Genomic DNA, 26197 nt, shown 5'->3' with positions numbered 1-26197 from the left:
TTATATTATTTTTTTATAATAAATACTCAAACAAGAAATAATAAGGAATATAAGAATAATGAGGGGTATTTTTTATATAATAGCATTGTTTTCTTTACTCAATGCCGATGAACTTACAGAGGCTTTAGCAAAAAATAATAATCAAAATTCTTGGGAGCACTTTGATTATAAAAATACCAAAGAAGCTCCAAAAATTCAAGAAGAGAATGTGGATTTTAAAAGCACTTTTGATAGCTTGCTTTCAAAAACTTTAGAAAATAATAATGGTATAGATAAAACAGATGGGAATTTAGATTTTCAAAACGAAAACGCGCAGGTTAAAAATTTAAGTTCTCTTTATGAGGGAGAGAATAATTCTTTGCTTTTTCAAAAAGAACTTTTTGTGGCTCAAGATAATTATAATTACTCAGGGGGCTTAATCAATCGTTATGAAAAAGATGATTTTTTATTTGGAGTTAATGGTTTTATTGACAAACAAAAGGAACAAAAAGATACTAAAAGCTTTGGTGCAGAGTTTGGTTATAGTAAATTTATAAAGGCTTATAGTAATTATTACATACCCAATGAAGCAGAAAAAAATTTACAGCTTGGAATGAGTTTTGTAATTCCAACTTACACCGCTTTTGCTTTTGATATAAGCAAGGATAATGATAAAACTAATTATCAAGTATCTTACTCTCCTTATAGTGTATTTAGTTTAAATTTATTGCGTCGTGATTATAGCGCAAGAGAGACTGTTGATGATACCGTTGTTCAAGTTGGATTTAGTTTTAATTTCAATGAAAGTTTTTTAAAACAATTTAGGAAAAAAGATAATACTTTAGAGGAGGTTAATCGATATGATTTCCTCCAAAGAACCCATTAGTTCATTCCAGCATTATGGAATTTTTCTGGATTATCCATAGCATAGTTGAATTTTTCCCGATCAATTTGTTTATCCCAGATAGCAACGATTAAAGCTGCTACTGAATTTCCACAAAGATTTCCAACAGCCCTCATTTCAGACATAAATTTATCAACACCTAAAAGAACACCTATGGCAGCTACTGGTAGAACTTGCGCTAAGGTTGCATTTGCTTCTGAAATTTCCATATTTCCTAGAGCCGCAAGCGTACTTCCAAGCACTATAAAACCTGATCCAGTTACACCTACTGCACCTTTTGAGGCTATCATTAATACTATTAAAATACTGATTTCGTGTGCTAAACTTAAATTTACATTGAAAGCTTGTGCTAGAAAGATTAAGCTCATAGCTAGATAAATATTTGTACAATCAAGATTAAAACTATATCCCGTTGGTAAAACAAGTCCGACTGTTGCTTTAGAAAGTCCTGCTTTTTCTAGTTTTCTCATTAAAGGAGCAAGCGCAGACTCGCTTGAACTGGTTGCAAAAACGATCAATACTTCTCTTGAGATAAATCTCATAAATTTGAAGATATTTACTTTTGCAAAATAACAAATCAGGCCTAAGATTCCAAATATAAAAACAAGACATGAAATCAGCATTACTAAAAGTAAATATGCTAAGTTGATCAAAGAGCCAATTCCGTATTGAGCTATGAGTACAGCCATTGCTGAAAAGGCGGCAATAGGACTAAAATACATAATGATTTGTAGAATTTTAAAAACAAAATTTTGTACCACTTCAAAAACTCTTTGAATTGCCTGTTTATCTTCTATTCTCATTAAAGAAATAATCAAAGCAGTAATTATAGCAATGACTAAAACTTGTATGGTTTTTCCTTCTGTAAAAGGCGTGATAATATCAGTAGGCATAGCATCTTTTAAAATATGCATGATCTCAGAGCTCGCGCTTACTTCTGTGGTTTGAGAAATATATTTTTGAACGCTTTTTGTATCAAGTTGACTTGGATCAAGATTCATTCCATGGCCTGGTTGCATAACATTTGCCATAAAAATACCTATAGCAAGTGCTAAAGTACTTACAACTTCAAAGTAAATAACCGCTTTAGCACCAATACTACCTACTTTTTTTAAACTTTCAAGACTAATGATACCCAAAACCAAAGTAACAAAAATAATAGGACCTATAAGAACCTTTAAAGCACCTATAAAATAATCAACTCCTGGTTTGCTAGCAATGGCTAATTCTTTATCTGTATAGCCAAGTATAATACCTGTAATAATGCCTATAATCACCCAAAATCCAAGACTTTTTATAATACGTTTATATAAAGGCGGTTTTCTTTCAGCTAAAGTTTGACTTAAAGTTTCCAAGTTTATTCACTCCTTTTGATCTTTTGTGAAATATAATTTTAACAATGCGTCTTGTAAATTTTAACAAAAAAACAAATCTAGAAATACTTTCTTTTATATGATATGACAATTTTTTATATAAATGTTACAAAATTTCTCATTATTTACATTATAAAATTTAAAATATTTTTTGAAAATTTTATAATTTAGTATACTTTTTATTGTTTATTATTAGTAATAATTCTATTTTTGATTTATTTGTTTTATTGGGATGTTTTAATTATGAAAGAAATAGTTTTGTCTGAAAATGCTTTAATTACTTCTAAAACAGATCTTAAGGGGAATATCATTTATGCCAATAATGACTTTTTACAATACGCAGGTTATAAAGTCGATGAGCTTTTGTATAAATCTCATAATATAGTAAGACATGAAGATATGCCACGTACTGTATTTAAATGTCTTTGGGATTATATTCAAAAAGGAGAAGAAATTTTTGCATTTGTAAAAAATAAAGCCAAGGATGGTAGTTTTTACTGGGTGTTTGCAAATGTAAGTGCTTCATTTGATGCCAATGGAGATATCATCAACTACTATTCTGTTCGTCGTGCACCCAATAGAAAATCTCTTCCTATAATTGAAGAAGTTTATAAAATTTTACTTGAAAAAGAGCAAAAATCAGGCATTAATGCTGGAGTTTCGGCTTTAATGGATATTGTAAGTTCTTATAAAATGACTTATAATGAACTTGTTTTTAACTTGCAAGAAGATAACTAAATAAGATATATTTAATCTTTTTTATTGTACAATCTTCGCCTAAAAATTAAAGTAATATATATTATTAAAGTATTACTTTAATTTATGACTTCAAAAATTTTTAATAAAGGGGTAAATTTATGGTGAAAAATGGATTATTATTAACTATTTTTCTAAGTATTATCGGTGTTTTAGGTGCCATTTTTATTCATATTTATGTTGGAGTGATAATTTTTATTTTAATCGCTGTTTTAATGATTTATTTGCTTAGACAACACAAAGATGAGCAAATAATGATAGATAAACTTTTGGTTCTTTGTAGAGAGTTAAAAGAAGGAAATTTTGACAATAGAATGATCTATGTAAAAACAAAAAGCAAAAAATTAGCCGAAATAGCAGATAATCTTAACAATACTATTGATGGACTAGAAGCTTATTTAAGGGAAATTAATACTTCTATTTCTTGTTCCCAAAAAGGCGAATTTTATCGTAAGGCTTTGCCTGAAGGTTTAAAAGGAATTTTTGCTCATAATATCGAATTTATAAATAAAGCTTTAGCAAACATAGAAGTGACAGCAAGATCCACTTTTAAAAATGCTTTATCAAGAACTTTAATGGATTTAAGCCTTGGAAATCAAAATAAAGATATGTCTCAAATTTCTAGCTCATTAAATCAAGATATTAGCATGATGAAAAATGTATATGATACAGTTGATGCCATTACTCATACAGCTACAGAAAATGGCTCAGAGGTGGATTCTTTGCAAAGTGCCATGGGTTCTTTAATGGATGTTGTAAATTCGAGCAAGGAAACAGTACAAACTTTTGTGGCTAATTCCCAAAATATTACTTCAGTGGTTGAAGTAATACGCGATATAGCTGATCAAACCAATCTTCTAGCTTTAAATGCTGCTATTGAAGCTGCACGTGCAGGAGAACATGGTAGGGGCTTTGCGGTTGTGGCTGATGAAGTTAGAAAGTTAGCAGAAAGAACTCAAAGATCTACAAGCGAAATTTCCATTGCAATTCAGACTATGCAACAGGATTTTGTAAATATCCAAAGTGGCAGCGATCAAGTTTTTAACATTGTTAGTGAATCTGAAGAAAGAATTAATAAATTTTCTCAAGCTTTTAAACGTCTAGAAGAAAATAGTAGTGCTCTTGGTGTTAATTTTGGATCCTTTGCAAAGAGATTGATTTTATCTGTAGTTAAAATCGATCATATTCTTTATAAATCAAATATATATTTAAATTTAAATGGGGCTCAAAATTTCAATCTTGAAAGTGTAGATCCAATTTCTAATCTTTGCCAAGATGAGAGAGCTCAAGGTGTTATTAATGAACTTAGTTCTGAAACTGAGTTAAATTTAGCTAAAGAATTTATAAAAGATAACGCTAAAAAAGCAATAGAAGAATCAAGTCAAGATTATATCGATCAAAAAGCTTATGATGCGATTGTAAATGATATTAAATCACTAGAGCAAAGAAGTGCTGAAATCTTAGCAAAATTAAAAATATAAATTAAGAGAGTGGGAAAATGTCAAGAGAAATTTTTTTACAAGAAGACAGTTTAATTACTTCTAAAACAGATTTAAAAGGTAAAATAGTTTATGCAAATGATGATTTTTTAAAGTATGCAGGTTATACCATGGGTGAAGTTTTAAATAAACCTCATAACATAGTAAGACATGAAGATATGCCAAAAACTGTTTTTAAATATTTATGGGATTATATGAGAGAGGGTAAGGAAATTTTTGCTTACGTAAAAAACAAAACTAAAGATAACAATTACTACTGGGTTTTTGCAAATGTAACTCCATCAATAGACATTAATAATAATATCATAGGCTATTATTCCGTTCGTCGTATGCCAAATAAAAGCGCTATTTCTACAATAGAAAGCCTTTATAGTGAGCTTTTAAGAGTAGAACAGCAACAAGGTTTAAATAAGGGTGTTGAGATGCTTAAAAATTTCTGCAAAGATGCAGATAAAACTTATAATGAGTTAATTTTCTCTCTTCAAGAAGCTAAATAAATTTTTGTTAGACTTAAAACGAGTTTGTTTTAAGTCTAAATATTATATAATCTTTCTTTTAAAAATTCACATTTTTCAAGGCAATATATGTTTGATGTCATTGTTATAGGTGGTGGACATGCAGGTGTTGAAGCAAGTGCTGCTGCTGCTAGAATGGGTAAAAAAACCTTACTTTTAACTACATTGATTGAGCAAATAGGAGCAGCAAGTTGTAATCCAGCTATAGGTGGGCTTGCTAAAGGGCATTTGGTAAAAGAACTTGATGCCATGGGTGGTCTTATGGGTGAAATTACCGATGAAGCGGGAATACAATTTCGCATTTTAAATGAAAGTAAGGGTGTAGCCGTTCAAGGAAGTAGGGCGCAAATTGATATGGATAAATACCGTATCATTGCACGTAATAAACTTTTAAAACTTCCAAATTTAGAAATTTCTCAAGAACAAGCGAATGCTTTAATCGTAGAAAATGATGAAGTTAAAGGCGTAAAAACAAATTTAGAAAACACATATTTTGCCAAAAAAGTGATACTTACAACAGGGACTTTTTTAAATGGACTTATTCATATAGGCGAAAATAAACTTCAAGCAGGAAGGGTAGGGGAGCTTGCTTCAGTCAATTTAGGCAATTATCTACAAACTTTGGGTTTAAAAATGGGGCGTTTAAAAACAGGAACTTGCCCAAGAGTGGATGCAAAAAGCATTGATTTTAGCGTACTTGAAATTCAAGATGGTGATGTAAACCCTAAAGCTTTTAGTTTTCGTTCAAGAAATTTTAATCCTACTCAACTTCCTTGTTATATCGCACGCACTAATACAACTACACATGAGATTATTAAGAATAATTTTTATCGTGCCCCACTTTTTACAGGACAGATTGAAGGTGTGGGGCCAAGGTATTGTCCTTCTATAGAAGATAAGATCAATCGTTTTAGTGACAAAGAAAGTCATCATCTTTTTATAGAGCCTCAAACTATCGATGCAACGGAGTATTATATCAATGGTTTTTCTACTTCTTTGCCCTATGAAGTACAAACTCAAATGCTGCGTTCTATAAAGGGTTTTGAAAATGCTAAAATAACCCGTTTTGGTTATGCTATAGAATATGACTATATAGAGCCAACTGAACTTAAGCATACTTTAGAACTTAAAAAGATTAAAAATCTTTATTGTGCAGGACAGATTAATGGAACTACAGGTTATGAAGAGGCTGCAGCACAAGGCTTTATGGCAGGAATCAATGCAAGTTTAAGCATAGATATGAAAGAGCCTTTGATTTTAAGGCGTGATGAAGCTTATATAGGAGTTTTAATCGATGATTTGGTAGTAAAAGGTACAAAAGAACCTTATAGAATGTTTACTTCAAGAGCGGAATTTAGACTGCTTTTAAGGGAAGAAAATGCTATACTTAGACTTGGAAAATATGGCTATGATTTAGGGCTTTTAAGCGAGCAAGATTTTACTTATATACAAAATATCGCAAACAATCTTCAAAAAGGACTTGAATTTTTACTTTCTAAAGAATTCACGCCTAATAACCAAAATAATGCTTTTTTAGAGAGTTTAGGAGAAGATAAAATTTCTTCTATAGTCAATCTTCAAAAAATTGTTGCAAGAGCAAGTTTTGATATAGAAAAATTAAAAAAACTTGATCCTATGTTTGAAACTATGGATCATTACTCCTTAAGAGAGATTTTAAATGAGGCAAAGTATTATCATTATATCAGTATGCAAAAAGCTCAAGTAGAAAAAATGAAAAATCTTAGCGAGCTTAAAATTCCTGAAAATTTTGATTTTAAAAGTGTAAGCGGTTTGAGTAATGAAGTTGTAGAAAAGCTTAATCATCATAAACCTCCAACTATTTTTGCTGCAAGTCAAATCAGTGGAATCACTCCTGCGGCGTTGGATATTTTGCAAATTTATATCAAAATGCAAAAGAAAAAAGCTTAAATGCTTGCTTTTTTTATTTTTTTATCTACTTTAATTTTACTTTTTTGGCGTCCATGGAATTTACCTATTTGGGTATTTTCTAGCTTGGGAGCTTTTTTTGTTTTTATTTTTCAATTGGTATATTTTAAAGATGCTTATTTTGTTTTTTCTTTGGTTTGGGATAGTTCTTTAACTTTAGTTGGGTTGATTATCCTTTCTTTTAGCTTGGAAGCTTTAGGATTTTTTGATTTTATTGCGAGTAAAATTTTGCATTTTTCTAGAGAGAAAAATCAAGAAAAAATTTATATCAGCACAAAAAAATTGATGTTATTTTTGTTGATTTTTGTCTTTTTTCTTTCTGCATTTTTTGCTAACGATGGAGCGATTTTAATCATTACACCTATTATTATAGCTTTATTTTCAACTCTTAAAGATTGTAAAAATCATGCTTTTATTTTAAGTTCTTTTTTGCTTAGTCTTTCTTTTTTATGTGATGCAAGTTCAAATGCTTTGGTTATTTCAAATTTAACCAATATCATTACAGCAAATTATTTTAAGATAGAATTTTTAGAATTTGCTAAAAATATGTTTTTGCCAAATTTTTTTGTTTTGCTTTCTACTATAGTTATGGTTTTTGTGCTTTATGTGAGAGTTTTACCTAAAAGGCTTGAATTTAAATTAGTTAAAAAAGAGCAAATTTCATCGAAGTTGTTTTTTCTTTGCATAGTATTTTTATTTCTTTTTGTGATCAGTTTTTTTATAGGTGAAATTTTTGATATTAAAATAAGTTTTTTTGCTTTGCTTTGGGCGGGAATTTTTTGGCTTATTGTTTTAAAAATTCAAGGTAAAAAAAGTATTAAAATTCTTTTAGAAGCACCTTATGGAGTTTTGCTTTTTAGTTTTGGGCTTTATATGGTGGTTTTTGCTTTACATAAAATAGGTGTGAGTGAAATTTTGGTTAAAAGCTATGCTTTTTTCATGCAAGTTAAGAGTGGAATTTTTGGCGTGGCTTTGATTTCGGCTTTTGGATCTTCTGTGTTTAATAATTTGCCTATGGTTTTAATCGGAGATTTAGCATTAAAAGAATATTTTGAAAGTTTTTCTTTTGATTCTTTGATGATTTATGCTCATCTTTTAGGAGTAAATATAGGCCCAAAACTTACGCCAATAGGTTCTTTGGCAACTTTGCTTTGGCTTAGAGTTTTGGCTAGAAAAGGCATTAATATTTCTTTTTGGCAATATTCTAAATTTGGCTTTTTGATAACTTTACCTGTGCTTGTTTTTTCTCTTTTTGCTCTTATTGTCTAAATATCAAAACTTGTTAAACAAAGAAAAAATTTATTTTAATTTCGATAAACTTTTAACTTGGTTAAAAAATAAAATCGAAAGGACAAGTTATGGCTACATCTGAGAGTAGACGAAGCTTTATGGGCTTTGCATTTGGAAGCGTAGCTGCTGTAGGCGGTGTTTTCTCGCTTGTTGCGATGAAAAAAACTTGGGATCCGCTTCCAAGTGTCAAAGCTGCAGGTTTTACTACAGTGGATTTATCAGGAATGCAAGATGGAGAGCTTAGAACTATAGAATGGCGTAAAAAGCCTATTTTTATATTAAAAAAAGATGCGAGTATGCCAAAAGATGAAAAACGTGATGTTGTGGTAGATAACGCAGCTTATACTGTGGTTATAGGACTTTGTACGCATTTGGGTTGTATACCTGCTTACCAACCAAGCGAGCAATTGTTTAAATGTGCCTGTCATGGTGGAGAATTTGACACAAGTGGAAAAAATGTCTTTGGACCTCCTCCAAAGCCTCTTGAAATTCCTCCTTTTAAGATCGATGGAACCAAACTTGTTTTAGGCGAAGAGGGTCCTGAATATAAAAAAATGATAGCGGAGGCTTAAGATGGCACAAATTAGAAAAGCTAATGGTCTTGTAGATTGGCTTGATCAAAGACTCGCAGTACATAAACTGCTTGATGTTTTAATGGTAAAGTATTGGATACCAAAGCAAATTAACTTTCTTTGGGCAATGGGGGTTATTTTAACCACTCTTTTTGCAGTGCTTTTTGTTACAGGACTTTTACTTGTGATGTATTATAAACCAGATACTGCACTTGCTTTTGATAGTGTGAATAAGACTATTATGCAAGAGGTGGATTATGGATGGCTTTGGCGTCACATGCATGGTGTTGCCGCTTCTGTTGTATTTTTGATTATATACATACATATGCTAACAGGAATTTATTACGGTTCTTATAAAAAAGGTCGTGAGATGATTTGGGTTAGCGGTATGCTTTTGTTTGTTGTATTTTCTGCTGAAGCTTTTAGTGGATATATGCTTCCTTGGGGACAAATGAGTTATTGGGCAGCTCAAGTAATCACTAATCTTTTTGGAGGGATACCATTTATTGGCCCTGAGCTTGTGATTTGGATTCGTGGAGATTATGCGGTTTCTGATCCAACTTTAACAAGATTTTTTATGCTTCATGTGTGCTTGCTTCCTATAGTTATCATTGCTATTATAGCATTTCACTTCTATTCTTTAAGAATTCCTCATGTTAATAATGAAATTTCTGAAGAACTTGACTTTGACTTAGAGGCTGAAAAGTACATGGCAGGTGACACAAAGGGTTCTAAAGTGATTCCTTTTTGGCCAGGATTTTTATCAAAAGATTTTATGTATATAAGCTTTTTTATGATTTTCTTCTTTTATTTGGTCTGTTTTAAATTTGAATTTGCAATGGATCCAATTAATTTTGATCCGGCTAATGCGCTTAAAACACCAGCTCATATTTATCCTGAGTGGTATTTCTTATGGAGTTATGAAGTTTTAAGAGGATTTTTCTTTGATATTGCAGGTATTAAAGCTTTTGATATAGGTTTGGCTGCATTTGGTATTGCTCAAGTGATTTTCTTCTTGCTTCCTTGGCTTGATAGAAGTGATGTTGTAAAACCGGCTCATGAAAGACCTTTATTTTTCATTTGGTTTTGGATATTGCTTATCGATTTAATTGTTTTAACAGTTTATGGAAAATTACCTCCAACAGGTGTAAATGCTTGGGTAGGATTTTATGCTTCTATAGTATTTTTACTTTTACTTATTGTAGTTTTACCGGTTATTACTATTATGGAGAGAAAAGGAGCTAAACAATGAGAGAAATAAAAATATTTTTAGTTGTGGTAGTTTTTACTGCGCTTGTATATTGGGGGGTAGAGCCTTATGCTCATTCAGTGATGAAACCTCATGTTGCTCCTGCAAATTTTGATTTTGCTGTTGAAGATGCTACTTTTGCAAAAGGTATAGTTGAAGCTAAAGAATTAGCTCTAAAAGATGCACAAGCTTCAGGAGATGCTAAAAGAATAGAGAGTGCAAACAAAGAACTTGAAAAAGCAAAAGAAGAATTAAGCAAAGTTGAAACACTTTGGGCAGATGTTGCAAAGATCGATTTTGCTAAGGGTGATGCAAAAAAAGGTAAAGAATTTTTTGAAAATAACTGTTTTGCATGTCATGGTGTAAAAGAAGATGGAATAACAGCTAATATTACTGATTCTTCTATGGGAGTAATACCACCTGATCTTAGTGCAGCTGGTGCTATTTTTGATGAAAAATTTTTAGCTGCTTTGATTATGCATCCTGCGCTTGCTTTAAAAGTAGATCATAAATTTGGTGATGCTTTTATTATGACAGCTTACAATAAAGATACTTCAGGAGAAAGTGAAGAAACTACAAATGCAAATATAGCCAATGTAATTGCTTATCTTAAAGATGTGAGTGTTAAATTTGAAGCCAATGAAGATGCTACTATTAAGAAAGATGTTGAGGCAAAATATGCTAAAATGGAAAATAGTGCTCAAAAAGCGGCTTTAATGGAAAAAGATATAAAATTTGCTAAAGATAAAGCAACTTTTATTGAGGCTTGCGGACGTTGTCATGATATGAAATACGATAGCTTTTTTACTCCATCAAATCAAAATGATTTAAAAACTTATTTAGGTTCTGTTCCGCCTGATCTTTCTATGATGATAAGATCTCGTGGTGAGCAATATTTACATGATTTTATTAATAACACTCAAAAACTTCTTCCAGGAACCGCTATGCCAAGAGTAGGTTTAACAGAAGCTGCACAGGCTAAGGTTGTATCTTATATTGATCAAGTGGGTGATAGCAAAAAAGAAGAAAGAAAAACTACAGGAATTTATGTAATGATATTCTTTGTAATTTTAAGTATTTTTGCTATAGGTTGGAAGCGTTCTGTTTGGTCTAAATTACATTAATATTACATTTTTTGCCATTATTTAATGATAATGGCAAAAATCTTATTTTTTCTTCATTTTTATTAATTTTTAATATTTAAAGAGAGATACTTCAAAATATAATTATTTTAGAATTTAGGAGTATTTTATGTTAGAAAAAACTTTAATCAAATCTATTTTAAAAAAATGGGATTATGGGGATTTTAGAGTTGTTTTTTGGGATAAAGAAGAATTTTTTATCGGAAACAAACCTGCTAAATTTTCTTTAATTTTTAAAGAAAAAATTCCTTTTTTGGAGTTATTTGGTGATACAAGTTTGGTTTTTGCAAGACATTATATGCAGGCAAAACTTGACATAGAGGGCGATTATGATGAAATGGCTAGGGTATTATATTATTTTTCTAATCAGCAATTTTTTAAAACCAAAAAAGATGTATTGAGTAAAATAACTCAAAAGCAAGAAAGTAAAAATATCAAAAGTCATTATGATATAGGTAATGATTTTTATAAGCTTTGGCTTGATGATACTATGAGCTATTCTTGCGCTTATTTTAAAGAGCCTAATAATACTCTTTATGAAGCTCAAATTAACAAAATAGAACATACCCTTAAAAAACTTGATTTAAAAGAAGGAGAAAAGCTTTTAGATATAGGTTGTGGCTGGGGTTGGCTTTCTATTATGGCGGCTCAAAAGTATGGAGTTAAGGTTGTTGGAATTACTATTTCAGAGGAGCAGTGTAAAAAAGCTAAGGAAAGAGTAAAAGAACTTGGTCTTGAAGATAAAATAGAAATAAGACTTCAAAATTATCAAGATTTAGAATTTGAAAATTATTTTGATAAAGTTGTTTCTGTGGGTATGTTTGAACATGTAGGTAAAGAGAATTTAGGACTTTATTTCATGAAAGTAAAACAAGTGTTAAAACCTGGAGGTTCTATGCTTTTACATTCTATTTTAGCCATGTTTGAAGGAAAAACAAATGCTTGGATAGATAAATATATTTTTCCAGGAGGATATTTACCTTCTTTAAGAGAGGTTGTAAGTGCTATGAGCGAGTGGGATTTTCATCTTCTTTTAGCAGAAAGTTTAAGAATGCACTATGCAAAAACTTTAGATTTATGGGATGAAAATTTTAACAAAGTATTAGACAAGGTAAGGGAAAAATATGATGAAGAATTTATAAGAATGTGGGATTTGTACCTTCGTTCTTGTGCCTCTGCTTTTCGTGTTGGAAGCGTGGATTTGTTTCAATTTTTAATCACAAAAGAAATCAATAATAATCTAAGTCTTACCAAGGACTACATATATAAGTAAAAACTAAACTTAAATTTGATAAAATCTTAGCTTCATTTCACACACATCAATCCTTTTTAGCTTGTGTAAATTAAGGGATGTGAAGGAATAAAGCTAAATTTATAAGGAGAAACTCATGGTTAGTATGAGAGATTTATTAGAATGCGGTGTGCATTTTGGACACCAAACAAGACGCTGGAATCCAAAGATGAAAAAATTCATTTTTGGCGAGAGAAAAGGTATTTATGTAATTGATTTACAAAAAACTTTAAGATATTTTAGATATACCTATAATATCGTTCGTGACGCTGCTGCTGAAGGAAAAACTATACTTTTTGTTGGGACAAAAAAACAAGCAGGTGGAGCGATTAAAGAATACGCTGAAAAATGCGGTATGCCTTATGTAAATCATAGATGGCTTGGCGGTATGATGACAAATTTTGGTACCATTCGCCAATCAATTAGAAAATTAGAAGTAATTGAAAAAATGGAAGAAGATGGAAGTATTAAGCTTTTAACTAAAAAAGAAGCTTTAATGCTTACAAGAAAAAAAGAAAAATTATTAGCTTATTTAGGTGGAATTCGTTATATGAAAACTCAACCTGATATGATTTTTGTTGTTGACACAGTAAAAGAAAAAATTGCTGTTCAAGAAGCAAATAGATTAAGAATTCCTGTTGTAGCTCCACTAGATACAAACTGCGATCCTGATTTGGTAACTTATCCTATTCCAGGAAATGATGATGCAATTCGTTCAGTGCAACTTTTCTGTCAAGAAATGGCTGAAGCGATTAATGAAGGAAAAGCTTTAAGAGAACAAGACGGTGAAGCTTTAGCAAATGAAGAAAAAGAAATCACCGATGAAGAGAAAAAAGAAGTTTTAGATGAAGCGATGAGCGAAGAAGACTTCGGTGAGGAGCAAGAATAATGGCTGAAATCACTGCTGCAATGGTAAAAGAACTCCGCGAAAGTACAGGTGCGGGGATGATGGATTGTAAAAATGCTTTGAGTGAAACTAATGGAGATTTTGATAAAGCGGTACAACTTTTAAGAGAAAAAGGTTTAGGTAAGGCTGCTAAAAAAGCAGACAGACTTGCTGCGGAAGGTTTAGTAAGTGTAAAAGTAAGCGATGATTTTACAAGCGCAACTGTAAGCGAGATTAATTCCGAAACAGATTTTGTGGCAAAAAATGATCAGTTTATCGCTTTAACAAAAGATACTACAGCTCATATTCAAAGTAATGGCTTGCAAAGTGTGGAAGAACTTCATTCAAGCATAATCAATGGCGTAAAATTTGAAGAATATTTAAAAAGTCAAATTGCAACTATAGGAGAAAACTTAGTTGTAAGAAGATTTGCAACTTTAAAAGCAGGTCCTAATGGCGTTGTAAATGGTTATATCCATACAAATGGCCGTGTTGGTGTTGTGATCGCTGCAGCTTGTGATAGCGCTGAAGTGGCTTCAAAATCAAGAGATTTATTAAGACAAATTTGTATGCATATTGCAGCAATGAGACCAAGTTATTTAAGTTATGAAGATTTGGATATGACTTTTGTTGAAAATGAATACAAAGCTTTGGTTGCTGAACTTGAAAAAGAAAATGAAGAAAGACGCAGACTTAAAGATCCAAATAAACCTGAACATAAAATTCCTCAATTTGCAAGTCGCAAACAATTAAGCGATGCAATTTTAAAAGAAGCTGAAGAAAAAATCAAAGAAGAGCTTAAAGCTCAAGGTAAACCTGAAAAAATTTGGGACAATATTATCCCAGGTAAAATGAATAGCTTTATAGCAGATAATTCTCAACTTGATAGCAAACTTACTTTAATGGGTCAGTTTTATGTAATGGATGATAAAAAAACCGTAGAACAAGTAATTGCCGAAAAAGAAAAAGAATTTGGCGGAAAAATTAAAATTGTCGAATTTATTTGCTTTGAAGTTGGCGAAGGTTTAGAAAAGAAAACTGAAGATTTTGCGGCTGAAGTTGCTGCACAACTTTAAAAACGGTTAAAAATGGAACTCTTAAGAGCGGAAAATTTAAGCCATAGTTTTGATTATCCGCTTTTTGAGGGTTTAAATCTTACTTTAAACACTAAAGATTGCATTGCTATTCAAGGGAGTAGCGGTTGTGGCAAATCTACTCTTTTACATATACTTTCTTCTTTATTAATTCCAAAAAAAGGTGAAGTTTTTTTTAAAGGTTCTAGTCTTTATCAGATAGATGAAAACGAAAGATTAAAAATTCGCCGTTATGATTTTGGTATTATTTTTCAGACACATTATCTTTTTAAAGGTTTTTCAGCTTTAGAAAATATCGAACTTGCTAGTGTTTTATCGGGTCAAGATTTAGATGAGAAAATTTTAAAAAGATTAGGTATTGATACGCTTTTACATCAAAAAATAGGAAAGCTTAGCGGCGGACAACAACAGCGTGTGAGTATCGCGCGCGTGCTTTGTAAAAAACCAAAGATTATTTTTGCTGATGAAGCAACTGGAAATTTGGATTTTGATAATGCTAAAAATGTTATTGAACTTTTAATTTCCTATGTTAAAGAAAATGATGCAGCTTTATTTTTTGTAACTCACGATAGCAAGCTCGCAAGTTTTTGTGATAAAACTTATACTATAAACGCCAATGGAATTTGTTAATTATTTAGGCGATAAAAATGTTGTAACTTTTATGTTGCTTCTTGCTAGAATGAGTGGTCTTATAGTTTTTTTTCCTTTTTTTTCACATAATTCTATTCCTATGGTGATAAAAAGTACTATAGTTTTATTTTTGACTATGTATTTATATCCTTTGGCTAGATTAGAATCTTTGCATTTAGATAGTTTTTTTGTTTTACAGCTTATTAGTGAAGTGATTTTTGGAATGATAGCAGGATTAATGCTTCAAATTATTTTTGCTATTATTATGATGGCAGGTGAGCAGATTGCTTTTACTATGGGATTTACTATGGCAAGTATATTAGATCCAAGTTCTGGAACGAGTATGCCTATTACGGCACAAATTTTAAATTTGCTTGCTTTGATGTTTTTTCTTGCTTTTGATGGTCATCATTTAATGCTTTTGTTTTTAAGTCATTCTTTAGGTTATATTAGTTTAGGTGGATTTTATCCGCATGAGAATTTAATGCATTATTTAAATATGGGTATGTTTAATATTTTCATCATAGGTTTTACTATGAGCTTTCCCATACTTGGAATTTCACTTTTAGCCGATGTTATTTTTGGACTTTTGATGAAAACAATGCCACAATTTAATCTTTTAGTTATTGGCTATCCTATAAAGATAGCTTTAGGCTTTGTAGTTTTGATTGCTATTTTACTAGTTATGATGCAATATTTTAAAAATTTAATTTTAGAACTTTTTACTCATATGCAAACTCTTTTTTTCTCCTAAGGAAAGGATAAATGAAATTATCGTAAAATAGTGATTATTTTTCAAGGATTAAAGTGATGAAAATTTTACTTTTAAATGAAAACCCTGTAGTTTCAAGACTTGTAAGCCTTAGTGCTAAAAAAATGTCTTATGATTTTGAAGAACTTAATGCTTATAGTGAAAATTTGGGTAATTATGATGTGATTGTTGTAGATAGCGATACTCCAGCACCTTTAAAAATTCTTAAAGAAAAATGTGATAGATTGATTTTTTTAGCTCCGCGAAACCAAAATGTAGAAGATATAGATGCGCAAATTTTACAAAAACCTTTTTTACCTACAGATTTTTTAAATTTACTTAATAATAAAGATACAAACAAACATACATCTATTGATTTGCCAATATTAAGCAATGATGAAAATCCTTATGCTGATATAAGCTTGGATTTAGATAATTTAAATTTAGATGATTTGCCTGATGAAAATTCTTTAGATATAACTTCAGATGGAATGGAAGATTTGAGTTTTGATGATGATGCGCAAGATGATAATGCAAACGAAACTTTAGAAACTCAAAATTTAGAAGATGAAAATTTAGAACAAGAAGCAATTAAAGAACAGACTCAAGAAGACATTCAAACTGATTTAGATTTAACTTTGGAAGATGGCGGAAGCGAAAAAGAAGACTTAAGCCAAGAACATACAGCTTTGGATTCTGAGCCTAGTATAGATGATAAAAATGATGAAGATTTAGAAATCAAAGAAGATGACAAAAATGAAGAAATAGAAAAGCAAGAATTATTAAACGATTCTAAAACAAATACATTAGAAATGCAAGAAGAGCTTAACGCTCAAGATGATAATGCAAACAAAACTTTAGAAACTCAAAATTTAGAAGATGAAAATTTAGAACAAGAAGCAATTAAAGAACAGACTCAAGAAGACATTCAAACTGATTTAGATTTAACTTTGGAAGATGGCGGAAGCGAAAAAGAAGACTTAAGCCAAGAACATACAGCTTTGGATTCTGAGCCTAGTTTAGACGAACTAGATGATAAAAATGATGAAGATTTAGAAGATAACAAAGAATTACAAGCTAATATAAGCGACTTTGATGTTCTTCCTGTGGTTGAAGAGCAAGAAAAAGAAATGGATTTTGATGATATTCCTGAGGATGCTGAATTTTTAGGTCAAGCAAAAGATAATGAAGAATCAGAGGAAAATTTAGAGGAGTTTTCTCCTGTTGTGGAAGAAGATGTTCAAGATGAAATGGATGATTTTATTTCAAATTTGAGCACTCAAGATCAAATCAAAGAAGAACTAGCTCAACTTGATGAGCTTGATTATGGTATTGATAATGATAATAGTAGCAAGGTTTTAGAAGATTTTAAAGATGAGCCAATTTTAGACGATATAGAATTAGGAACAAATGAAGAGGAAGTGGTTGTGCCAAATTTAAATATAAGTGATTTTGATGCATTGAAAGAAAGTGATATACAAGAAGCTCTTGGAGAGGAAATTGTAGAAAAAAATGAAGAGCCTATAGTAAGTAATGCAACTAAAGATGATAATAGTGAAGAGATAGTTAATGAGCTTAGCCAAAGCATAGTAGGAGCGATCACTTCAAGTATTAAGGATGATACCTTAAAAGCTGCTCTTAAGGGTATGAATATGAATATAAATATAAACATTAGTTTTAAAGAGGATTAAAATTGCAAGGTTTTATTTTGTTGATTTCAGGTCCTAGTGGAGCTGGAAAATCAACTCTTTTAAAAAAACTTTTTGATGAATTTGAAGATGAGCTTTATTTTTCTATTTCTTCAACAACTCGCAAACCAAGAGAGGGTGAAAAAAATGGAATACATTATCATTTCATATCCCATGAAGAATTTCAAAAAGGTATAGATGGTGATCATTTTTTAGAATGGGCTAAGGTGCATGAAAATTTTTATGGCACTTCTTTAAAGCATACTCAAGATGCTTTAGATAATGGAAAAATAGTTGTTTTTGATATTGATGTGCAAGGATTTAAAATAGCCAGACAAAAAATGGCTGATAAGATTGTTTCTGTTTTTATTACTACAAAAAATAAAGATGAGCTAAAAAAAAGACTTATTAAGCGAAATACTGATACAATAATACAACTAGAAAAAAGATTACAAAACGCTAGTGATGAAATGAAAGAACTTAGCGAGTATGATTATCTTATCATTAATGATGAGCTAAAGCAAAGCTATGAAGTATTGCGAGCGATTTTAATCGCCCATAAATTTAGAACCAAAGGGCAGAATCTAGGACAAATTCAAAATATTTGGAATGAAGGAGAATAAAATGGGTGGTTGGTCAAGTCCAAGTCATTGGTTGATTATTTTATTGATTGTTGTATTGCTTTTTGGAGCAAAAAAAATTCCAGAACTTGCAAAGGGTTTAGGTAAAGGTATTAAAACTTTTAAAGATGAAATGAATAATGATGATGAAGTAGCAAAAAATACTCAAAAAATAGAAGAAAACAAAAACACAACTAATAATACAAATGCTGACGCAAGTATAGACGAAACAAAAAAAGCTTAAGGTTTAGTCTTTTGAAAAGTATTATTTTTAATGAAATTAAAAAGATTTTAGAGTGTGATTTTACACTTGAAAATCCAAAGGATAAAAATTTAGCACATTTTGCTACCCCTTTGGCTTTTTCACTGGCTAAGGAATTAAAAAAATCTCCTATGTTGATCGCTAGCGACTTAGCGAGCAAATTTCAAAATCATGATTGTTTTGAATTAGTTGAAGCTATAAATGGGTATTTAAATTTTAGAATTTCCAAAACTTTTTTAAATGAACTTGCAAATCAGGCTTTAGCAAATCCAAATGATTTTTCTAAAGGAGAAAAAAAACAAGAAAGTTTTTTGCTTGAATATGTGAGTGCAAATCCTACTGGGCCTTTGCACATAGGACATGCAAGAGGCGCTGTTTTTGGAGACACCTTAACAAGACTTGCGAGACATTTGGGCTATAAATTTGATACAGAATACTATGTCAATGATGCGGGTAATCAAATTTATTTACTAGGGCTTTCTATTTTACTAAGTGTGAAAGAAAATATACTTCATGAAAATGTTGAATATCCAGAGCAATATTACAAAGGCGAGTATATAGCAGATTTGGCAAAAGAAGCTTTTGAAAAATTTGGTAAAGAATTTTTTAGTGAAGAAAATATCCCTAGTTTAGCTGATTGGGCAAAAGATAAAATGCTTGTTTTGATTAAACAAAATTTAGAACAAGCAAAGATTAAAATTGACAGCTATGTAAGTGAGAGATCGTATTATGACGCTTTAAATGCAACTTTAGAATCTTTAAAAAAACATAAAGGAATTTACGAGCAAGAAGGTAAAATTTGGCTTGCTTCTTCGCAAAAAGGCGATGAAAAAGATAGGGTAATTATCCGTGAAGATGGACGCGGGACTTATTTGGCAGCAGATATTGTTTATCATAAGGATAAAATGAGTCGTGGTTATGGCAAGTGTATTAATATCTGGGGAGCAGATCATCATGGTTATATCCCTAGAATGAAAGCTGCGATGGAGTTTTTGGGATTTGACTCTAATAATCTTGAGATTATTTTAGCACAAATGGTTTCCTTGCTTAAAGATGGAGAGCCTTATAAAATGAGTAAAAGAGCAGGAAATTTTATCTTGATGAGCGATGTGATTGATGAAATAGGAAGTGATGCTTTGCGTTATATCTTTTTGAGTAAAAAGTGCGATACTCATTTGGAATTTGATATTAGTGATTTGCAAAAAGAAGATAGCTCTAATCCTGTGTATTATATCAACTACGCACACGCTAGAATTCATCAAGTGTTTGCTAAAGCTGGTAAAAAAATCGATGATGTAATGGGAGCTGATTTACAAAGTTTAAATCAAGATGGTGTAAATTTACTTTTTGAAGCTTTGAATTTAAAAGCTATTTTAAACGATGCTTTTGAGGCTAGAGCTTTGCAAAAAATTCCTGATTATCTTAAAAATTTAGCTGCAAATTTTCATAAATTCTACAATGAAAATAAAGTTGTAGGCTCTGCAAATGAAAATGATTTACTTAAATTATTTTCTTTGGTTGCTCTTAGTATTAAAACCGCATTTTCTTTAATGGGTATTGAAGCGAAAAACAAAATGGAACATTAAAACAGCATTTTGCTGTTTTAATAATTTAGTAAAAATACTGCTATTATTACGATAATGATGCCTAAAATTCCTATTTTGTTTAATTTTTCTTTATATAAAATCCATCCACCAAGACAAGTTCCTATGATGCCTATAGCACCCCAAGTTGAGTAAGCTATGCTTAAAGGAACGTATTTTAAAGAAAAAGAAAGTAGAAAAAAAGCAAGTATAGCATTGACAATCGCAGCCAAGCCCCAAATTTTATGCTTAAAACCATCTGATTTTTTTAGCAATAAATTTGCTATGATATCTAAGAATGCTGATAAAACAATGATAAAAATATACATTATTCTTTAACCTCGCCTATATTAATCATGATAATTCCAACGATAGAAAGAACAATGCCTAGAATTTGAGTTAAGGTTAAACTCTCTTTAAAAACTATAAAAGAAACTAAAAGTATAAGAATAATCCCTAAAAGTTCCCATACAGCATAGGCTATGCCTACTTGAATTTTTTTAATCGCTTTGCCCATAAAAAAATAAGAAAAAGCTATAAATAAAGCCATAAATATATAGCCTAAAATTTGATTTTCCATTTTTAAAAAACTAGTACCTAAAACTTCAAATACAATAGCAACAATCAAGAAAAACCAAGCAACAAAAAGTTCTTTTTTTGTGATATTCAAAAACTTCTCCTAAAATAAATGGTAAAATCATACCATTTAAAGCTTTAATTAGCCTTTTTAGTTTATACTTTTAAGTTTGAAAATCTTTAAAGAAAGTGAGAATTTATGGGACGAGCATTTGAATACCGAAGAGCTTCTAAAGAGGCTAGATGGGATAAAATGAGCAAGCTTTTTCCTAAGCTTGCTAAAGCCATACAAGTAGCTGCTAAAGAAGGTGGCACTGATCCTGATATGAATCCAAAATTAAGAAGTGCTATAGCTACAGCAAAAGCAAATAATATGCCAAAAGATAATATAGATGCGGCTATTAAGCGTGCGAGTGGAAAAGATAGCGCAGATATTAAAAACATTCATTATGAAGGAAAAGCTGCGCATGGAGCTTTAGTTATAGTTGAATGTATGAGTGATAACCCTACACGCACCGTGGCCAATGTAAAAGCTATTTTTAGCAAGAATGGTGGAGAAGTTTTACAAAATGGATCTTTAGGCTTTATGTTTACAAGAAAAGCGGTTTTTCATCTTGAAAAATTTGCAGGAGATTTAGAAGAATTAGAACTTGATTTGATCGATGCAGGGCTTGAAGAATTAGAACAAAATGAAGAAGAGTTGGTAATTAGCGGTGATTATACTGCTTTTGGTGAGCTAAGCTCTGCTATAGAAACTAAGGGTTTAATTCTTAAAAAAGCAGGACTTGAGTATATACCAAACAATCCTGTAAGCTTTAGTGAAGAACAGCTTAGTGATATAGAAAAGCTTTTAGATAAGTTAGAAGATGATGATGATGTTCAAGCTGTTTATACAAATATAGATTAAGGAGAAAAATATGATAAAAACAATTGACACAAGCAAAGTAAATGAATACAAATTTGCTCTTATAGAAACTGAAAAAGGTACAATGAAGCTAAAACTTTTTGGTGATGAGGCTCCACAAACGGTTTGTAATTTTGCTACTTTGGCTAATGAAGGATTTTATAAAGATTTAAATTTTCATCGTGTGATCCCAAATTTTGTCATACAAGGGGGTTGTCCACACGGCAATGGTATAGGTGGGCCTGGATATGAAATCATTTGTGAATGTGATGATCAAGAACATAAACATGAGCGTGGAACCTTATCTATGGCACACGCAGGACGCGATACGGGTGGATCCCAATTTTTCATTTGTCACAGCCCTCAAGCTCATTTAGATGGGGTTCATACTGTTTTTGGGCAAATTGATCCAAAAGATGAAGAAAGTTTGGAAGTTTTAGACTCTATACGCCAAGGAGATAAAATTTTAGATATAAAAATTTTGTAATTAAATTTAAATCTTATCAATGTAAAGCTAGTCATAAAATTTGACTAGCTAAAAATAATTAACACATAATTTTTTTTAAAGCTTTTTTTTCTATAATTATAATTTTATTTCAGTGAAATGTAACAAAATTACAAGGAGTTATGATTATGAAAACTAAGTTTTCACTTATTTTAAGCGCTTGTCTTCTTTCATCTTCACTTTTTGCTAAAAATACAGATGATGAAATAACCAAGCTTCAAAAACAGCTTGCACAAATTCAAGCTGAACTTGCACAAATCAGAAAAGAAAGGGAAGCTCAAGCTAAGCAAAATGAAGCTGTAAAAGCTGAACTTGCTGATCTTAACGATAGAGCTGATGAAACAGAATTTCAAGCTGCTTTAAGCAAGGTTAAATTTGGACTTGAGTTTTCAACAGCGGTTTCAAATACAAACTATAAAGTTGGCGGACAAGATTATAGTGCCAATAACAAGTGGATGAATGAGCTTCATTTAAATATGAATGCTGATATTAATGATAAAACCAAATTCTATGGTCGTTTATCTATGGCTAAAAACTGGTCTCAAATGGCTTGGAGTGGCACTCCTTATGATTTAGATGCAGGAAGAAATACAAGAACAAGTGGGCCTGTACTTTATGTAGATAGAGCTTATCTTGATTACTATATCACACCTGAGTGGATTGCAACTATAGGAAGACAGCCAGGAACCGATGGTCCAGGAAGTAATCTTAGAAACAATGCTTTAAGACAATCCACTTATCCAGCCTTGGCAATCAACGCTCTAGGTGATGCAGCGGTGATCACTTATAAACCTGAAAGTTTGCAAGATCATAAGGTAGCTATCCGTGCAGCTTATGGTAAAACTTATCAATGGGATGAAGAAGGCAAGGTAAGAGACTGGATGAGTGATCAAAAAGATGCTGATGCAAATCTTTACTATGCTGCAGTAGAAGGAGAGCTTCCTATAGAAGGCATGGGAGATAATTTAATATTATTTAATATTGCATATTTAAGCGATTTTGCTTTGCCGCTTAACAATGGTCCAATTGCTTTACCTAGTGGCGGCGTTCTTGATGATGATGGTGTGGTAAATTTAGGAGATTTAACTATAGCAAATCTTCATTTTGAAAACTATAAAGCTTTTGGAACGAATTTTAATTATTTTCTATCTTTAGGTTATTCTCACGGGAATAACAATCAATTAAGTTCGACATTAAGTGCAATTCTTAAAAGTCAAGGTTATGGCGATGGCAAGTTTAATGAAGAAGATGGCTATGCTGTACATGTAGGTGGACGCTATGATTTTACTAAGGCTTTAAAAGTAGGGTATGAGTTCTTCTGGGGAAGTAGATACTGGTATACTATGAGCCGTCCAAGTATCAACGATCCACTTAATATAAGAATGACAAGAGGAACAGCACATGATTTTTATGTGATTTATCAACTTGATAGATATCAATTCTTACGCTTAAGCTATACTAATATCCAAAACATTTGGGGCAATCGTGGCTTACCATTTGGTGGAGCGAAAAAAGATAAAGCAAGAGCTGATAATATCATGTTAATGTATAATGTAAAATTCTAAGGAGCAAAAGATGAGAAAAATACTTTTTGCAAGTTTATTACCTATCATTGCTTTGGCTGATTGTGCAAGTTTGATGGCAAAATACGAAGCTCCAGAGCCAGAGTCAAAAACAATGAAACAAGTTGAACGCTGGATTAGTAAAAAAGTTAGCGATCCAGCTGATGCTGCTATTTTAAAAGAGTGCATGATCGCTCGTGCAGCGGACAATCCAAATCAAGTTTCAGTTGCAGGTAAATAAAAAAAAGCGGTGTAAAACCGCTTTTTACTGTTTAATCTTTTAAGCTACAATTTTTTAAAATTTTTCTTCAAATAAGGCTAATATGCAAGAAATCATTTCTTTTATTGTTGAGACGGCTAGCGCTTGGGGGTATTTGGGTATTATTATCTTAATGACCTTAGAGAGTTGTTTTATACCTTTTCCAAGTGAAGTTGTTATGATACCTGCTGGATATTTGGCACATAAAGGCGAACTTGATATCACTCTTTGTATACTTAGTGGGACTTTAGGTTCTGTTTTAGGGGCTTTGATTAATTACTATATTTGCTTTTTTTGGGGTAAAAATTTTGTATTAAAATGGGGTAAGTATTTTGGCATAAATGAAGCCAAATTTGCTAAATTTGAAGAATTTTTTAACAAACACGGGGAATTTTCAACCTTTACTTGTCGTCTTTTACCAGGGATTCGTCAGTACATCTCTATGCCCGCAGGTTTGGTAAAAATGAAACTTGTAAATTTTATACTTTTTACTGCACTTGGTAGTGCTATTTGGGTGGCTATACTTGTATTTTTGGGTTATTATATAGGACAAAATGAAGAGTTGATTAAAACTTATTTAACTCAAATTCTAATCATTATAATTGTTTTTGTGATTTTAGCAAGTTTAATTTATATCAAAATCAAAAAGCCTTTTAATAAATGATTTAAATTATAAATATTTTTTTCTTTATTATTTTCAAATTTGCTATAATTGTAATAAATTCAAGTTAAAGATGATCAAAATATGGAAAAACCTGATATACAAAGATTAACTAATTTTTTAATCATATATACTAAAACTTTGCTAGGTGCTGGAACTTATACAGCTAGGGTGGCAAAATGCGTAGGAAGAATAGCTGAGGTTTATGGCTATGAGATAAATATCAATTTCTTTTTTCATCATATTACTTTAAATGTTGTAGATATGGATGATAACTCCATTCAAAGAACTTATGTCATACCCAATCATCATGCCCATGTTAATTTCAAGCTTATTTTTGATTTAAGTGCTTTAAGCTGGGCTATATATGATCACAAATACGATCTTGAAAAAGCGCAAGTTGTTTTTGAGAAAATTTCTCAACAAAAAAAGCATTCTTATTTGTTTAATCTTTTGTTTGTTTCTATGGCAAATTCGGCTTTTTGTAGGCTTTTTGGCGGTGATTTTGGTGCTGGAAATTTAGTGTTTTTTGCAACTTTCGTGGGATTGTTGTTAAGATATATTTTAACTAAAGCAAAGATTGATTTAAGAATTCAATACATCCTTTGTTCTTTTATCTCATCGTGGTTTGTGTTTTTTGGACTGGATATGGGATATACCAATACTTCTGATGTGGCTTTGGGTTCTAGTATTTTATATCTTATACCAGGGGTATTTTTTATAAATTCTGTGATTGATATATTAAAAGATCATATTTTAATGGGGCTTAGTCGTATTATCAGCGTGGCTATTTTGATTTGTTGTATAGCACTTGGAATTTACATGACACTTAGTATTTCGGATTTTGGGATTTTAAGATGATTGAATTTATTTTAAGAGATATGTTTTTTGCTGCTGTGGCGGGATTTGGCTTTGCTTATGCTTGCAATCCACCTTTAAAAACCCTTATTTTATCTGCTATTTTAGCAGCAATTGCACATGGGCTTCGTTTTACCCTGGTGGAATATTTTCATTTTCAAACTTTAGCAATTGCAACTTTTATTGCTTCATTTTGTATAGGAAGTTTAGGAATTGTTCTAGCAAAAATCATCAAAACCCCTGCTGAAATTATCGCTTTTCCTGCTCTTATTCCTATGATACCTGGAATTTATGCTTATAAAGCGATTTTGTATCTTATTTCTTTTATACGCAGTGATGATTTGAAGGCTAAGTCTGAATTTTTGGTTCAATTTTTTGATTATTTTTTTACAACTGTTTCTGTGACTTTGGCTCTAGCTATAGGAGTGAGTGTTACTTTGCTTATATTTTTTGAACAAAGTTTTATGATGACTAGACATGCAAAAAAACATTAAAACTTGTTGTAAAATTGTTTAGTATTTCTTTTTATAATTTTAAATCAAAAATTTAAAAAAAGGCGGTATTGTATGTTATGTCCAGTTTGCAATGTGGATTTGGTTATGAGCGATAGGAGTGGAGTTGAGATTGATTATTGTCCAAAATGTCGTGGCGTTTGGCTTGATCGTGGAGAACTTGACAAAATCATAGAACGCAGTGTCCCTAATACAGCAAATTTTAACCAAGTTTCAAGACAAGAGTCAAGATATAATAACTCAGCTTATCATCAGCACAATGATTACTATAAAAAGAAAAGGAAAGAAAGTTGGCTAGGCGAACTTTTTGACTTTTAATTTTTATAAGA

The 26197-nt window shown here is 31.2% G+C and carries 29 protein-coding genes; 26 read left to right on the top strand and 3 right to left on the bottom strand.

Annotated features, from left to right (window positions below):
* The first annotated feature begins 58 nt into the window (after positions 1–58).
* Complete coding sequence (locus AJ939_RS09490) at positions 59–865, top strand: inverse autotransporter beta domain-containing protein (protein ID WP_044779082.1); 807 nt, start codon at positions 59–61, stop codon at positions 863–865.
* On the opposite strand, the gene AJ939_RS09485 is transcribed toward AJ939_RS09490, so the two are convergent.
* Positions 862–2238 carry a cation:dicarboxylate symporter family transporter gene (locus AJ939_RS09485; RefSeq protein WP_044779083.1) on the bottom strand — a complete coding sequence of 459 codons (1377 nt, stop codon included), beginning with the start codon at positions 2236–2238 and terminating at the stop codon, positions 862–864. The genes AJ939_RS09490 and AJ939_RS09485 overlap by 4 nt on opposite strands.
* Positions 2239–2499: 261 nt before the next feature.
* Between AJ939_RS09485 and cetC the strand changes: the two genes are divergently transcribed.
* The 17 genes from cetC (at position 2500) to argS (ending at position 20034) form a co-directional block, all read left to right on the top strand.
* Positions 2500–2994 carry an energy taxis response protein CetC gene (gene cetC / locus AJ939_RS09480; RefSeq protein ID WP_002861899.1) on the top strand — a complete coding sequence of 165 codons (495 nt, stop codon included), beginning with the start codon at positions 2500–2502 and terminating at the stop codon, positions 2992–2994.
* 119 nt (positions 2995–3113) lie between these two features.
* Positions 3114–4493: a bipartate energy taxis response protein CetA gene (gene cetA / locus AJ939_RS09475; protein ID WP_002861898.1), complete on the top strand. Its 1380-nt coding sequence runs from the start codon at positions 3114–3116 to the stop codon at positions 4491–4493.
* A 17-nt stretch (positions 4494–4510) separates the two neighbouring features.
* Positions 4511–5008 carry a bipartate energy taxis response protein CetB gene (gene cetB, locus AJ939_RS09470; RefSeq protein WP_070276663.1) on the top strand — a complete coding sequence of 166 codons (498 nt, stop codon included), beginning with the start codon at positions 4511–4513 and terminating at the stop codon, positions 5006–5008.
* 87 nt (positions 5009–5095) lie between these two features.
* The gene (gene mnmG / locus AJ939_RS09465; RefSeq protein WP_070276661.1) at positions 5096–6955 is read left to right on the top strand and encodes a tRNA uridine-5-carboxymethylaminomethyl(34) synthesis enzyme MnmG; all 1860 of its coding nucleotides are present in this window, start codon (positions 5096–5098) and stop codon (positions 6953–6955) included.
* Positions 6956–8242 carry an arsenic transporter gene (locus tag AJ939_RS09460; protein WP_070276659.1) on the top strand — a complete coding sequence of 429 codons (1287 nt, stop codon included), beginning with the start codon at positions 6956–6958 and terminating at the stop codon, positions 8240–8242. It abuts the gene before it with no gap.
* A gap of 89 nt (positions 8243–8331) precedes the next feature.
* Positions 8332–8835, top strand: a complete 504-nt coding sequence (gene petA, locus AJ939_RS09455) for a ubiquinol-cytochrome c reductase iron-sulfur subunit (protein ID WP_002852880.1) — start codon at positions 8332–8334, stop codon at positions 8833–8835.
* Between the two features lies 1 nt (position 8836).
* Positions 8837–10087, top strand: a complete 1251-nt coding sequence (locus AJ939_RS09450; protein ID WP_002852758.1) for a cytochrome b — start codon at positions 8837–8839, stop codon at positions 10085–10087.
* Positions 10084–11208 (top strand): cytochrome c1, encoded by a 1125-nt coding sequence (locus tag AJ939_RS09445; protein ID WP_070276657.1) that lies wholly within the window; start codon positions 10084–10086, stop codon positions 11206–11208. The genes AJ939_RS09450 and AJ939_RS09445 overlap by 4 nt, the downstream gene beginning before the upstream one ends.
* Positions 11209–11335: 127 nt before the next feature.
* A complete protein-coding gene (locus tag AJ939_RS09440; RefSeq protein ID WP_002861892.1) occupies positions 11336–12499 on the top strand; it encodes an SAM-dependent methyltransferase in 1164 nt (387 codons plus the stop codon).
* Between the two features lie 115 nt (positions 12500–12614).
* On the top strand, positions 12615–13406 hold the full coding sequence (gene rpsB / locus AJ939_RS09435) for a 30S ribosomal protein S2 (protein WP_002870699.1): 792 nt from the start codon (positions 12615–12617) through the stop codon (positions 13404–13406).
* The gene (gene tsf, locus AJ939_RS09430) at positions 13406–14479 is read left to right on the top strand and encodes a translation elongation factor Ts (RefSeq protein ID WP_070276654.1); all 1074 of its coding nucleotides are present in this window, start codon (positions 13406–13408) and stop codon (positions 14477–14479) included. Before rpsB ends, tsf begins: the two co-directional genes overlap by 1 nt.
* Positions 14480–14491: 12 nt before the next feature.
* Positions 14492–15127, top strand: coding sequence for an ABC transporter ATP-binding protein (locus tag AJ939_RS09425; protein WP_002852807.1), 636 nt, complete (start codon positions 14492–14494; stop codon positions 15125–15127).
* Positions 15114–15881 carry a flagellar biosynthetic protein FliR gene (gene fliR, locus AJ939_RS09420; protein ID WP_002859266.1) on the top strand — a complete coding sequence of 256 codons (768 nt, stop codon included), beginning with the start codon at positions 15114–15116 and terminating at the stop codon, positions 15879–15881. The genes AJ939_RS09425 and fliR overlap by 14 nt, the downstream gene beginning before the upstream one ends.
* A gap of 56 nt (positions 15882–15937) precedes the next feature.
* On the top strand, positions 15938–17569 hold the full coding sequence (locus tag AJ939_RS09415; RefSeq protein ID WP_070276652.1) for a highly acidic protein: 1632 nt from the start codon (positions 15938–15940) through the stop codon (positions 17567–17569).
* 2 nt (positions 17570–17571) lie between these two features.
* A complete protein-coding gene (gene gmk, locus AJ939_RS09410) occupies positions 17572–18189 on the top strand; it encodes a guanylate kinase (RefSeq protein WP_002870471.1) in 618 nt (205 codons plus the stop codon).
* 1 nt (position 18190) lies between these two features.
* The gene (locus AJ939_RS09405; protein WP_002852866.1) at positions 18191–18430 is read left to right on the top strand and encodes a twin-arginine translocase TatA/TatE family subunit; all 240 of its coding nucleotides are present in this window, start codon (positions 18191–18193) and stop codon (positions 18428–18430) included.
* Positions 18431–18441: 11 nt separating this feature from the next.
* Positions 18442–20034: an arginine--tRNA ligase gene (gene argS / locus AJ939_RS09400; RefSeq protein WP_070247781.1), complete on the top strand. Its 1593-nt coding sequence runs from the start codon at positions 18442–18444 to the stop codon at positions 20032–20034.
* 17 nt (positions 20035–20051) lie between these two features.
* Here the strand turns inward: argS and AJ939_RS09395 are convergent, their stop codons facing one another.
* Both AJ939_RS09395 and AJ939_RS09390 read right to left on the bottom strand, forming a co-directional pair.
* Complete coding sequence (locus AJ939_RS09395) at positions 20052–20360, bottom strand: DMT family transporter (RefSeq protein WP_002861886.1); 309 nt, start codon at positions 20358–20360, stop codon at positions 20052–20054.
* A complete protein-coding gene (locus AJ939_RS09390) occupies positions 20360–20701 on the bottom strand; it encodes a DMT family transporter (protein WP_070276650.1) in 342 nt (113 codons plus the stop codon). The genes AJ939_RS09395 and AJ939_RS09390 overlap by 1 nt, the downstream gene beginning before the upstream one ends.
* A gap of 105 nt (positions 20702–20806) precedes the next feature.
* Between AJ939_RS09390 and AJ939_RS09385 the strand changes: the two genes are divergently transcribed.
* The 8 genes from AJ939_RS09385 to AJ939_RS09350 all read left to right on the top strand — a co-directional run bounded on the left by AJ939_RS09385 (position 20807) and on the right by AJ939_RS09350 (position 26186).
* On the top strand, positions 20807–21514 hold the full coding sequence (locus AJ939_RS09385) for a YebC/PmpR family DNA-binding transcriptional regulator (protein WP_002861884.1): 708 nt from the start codon (positions 20807–20809) through the stop codon (positions 21512–21514).
* A gap of 10 nt (positions 21515–21524) precedes the next feature.
* Positions 21525–21998, top strand: coding sequence for a peptidylprolyl isomerase (locus tag AJ939_RS09380; protein ID WP_044780073.1), 474 nt, complete (start codon positions 21525–21527; stop codon positions 21996–21998).
* Positions 21999–22144: 146 nt separating this feature from the next.
* The gene (locus AJ939_RS09375) at positions 22145–23581 is read left to right on the top strand and encodes a DUF3373 family protein (RefSeq protein ID WP_070276648.1); all 1437 of its coding nucleotides are present in this window, start codon (positions 22145–22147) and stop codon (positions 23579–23581) included.
* A 10-nt stretch (positions 23582–23591) separates the two neighbouring features.
* A complete protein-coding gene (locus AJ939_RS09370) occupies positions 23592–23819 on the top strand; it encodes a hypothetical protein (protein WP_044779097.1) in 228 nt (75 codons plus the stop codon).
* Positions 23820–23901: 82 nt separating this feature from the next.
* Positions 23902–24501: a DedA family protein gene (locus tag AJ939_RS09365; protein ID WP_070276646.1), complete on the top strand. Its 600-nt coding sequence runs from the start codon at positions 23902–23904 to the stop codon at positions 24499–24501.
* An 81-nt stretch (positions 24502–24582) separates the two neighbouring features.
* Positions 24583–25359, top strand: coding sequence for a threonine/serine exporter family protein (locus tag AJ939_RS09360; RefSeq protein WP_070276644.1), 777 nt, complete (start codon positions 24583–24585; stop codon positions 25357–25359).
* Positions 25356–25850 carry a threonine/serine exporter family protein gene (locus AJ939_RS09355; protein ID WP_070276642.1) on the top strand — a complete coding sequence of 165 codons (495 nt, stop codon included), beginning with the start codon at positions 25356–25358 and terminating at the stop codon, positions 25848–25850. The genes AJ939_RS09360 and AJ939_RS09355 overlap by 4 nt, the downstream gene beginning before the upstream one ends.
* A 72-nt stretch (positions 25851–25922) precedes the next feature.
* Entirely contained in the window at positions 25923–26186 is a 264-nt protein-coding gene (locus AJ939_RS09350; protein WP_070276640.1) for a zf-TFIIB domain-containing protein, read from the top strand.
* Positions 26187–26197 lie beyond the last annotated feature (11 nt).

The sequence above is a fragment of the Campylobacter sp. BCW_6889 genome (assembly GCF_001762535.1).
GTDB lineage: Bacteria > Campylobacterota > Campylobacteria > Campylobacterales > Campylobacteraceae > Campylobacter_D > Campylobacter_D jejuni.
This window is presented reverse-complemented; position numbering and strand designations above follow the sequence as displayed.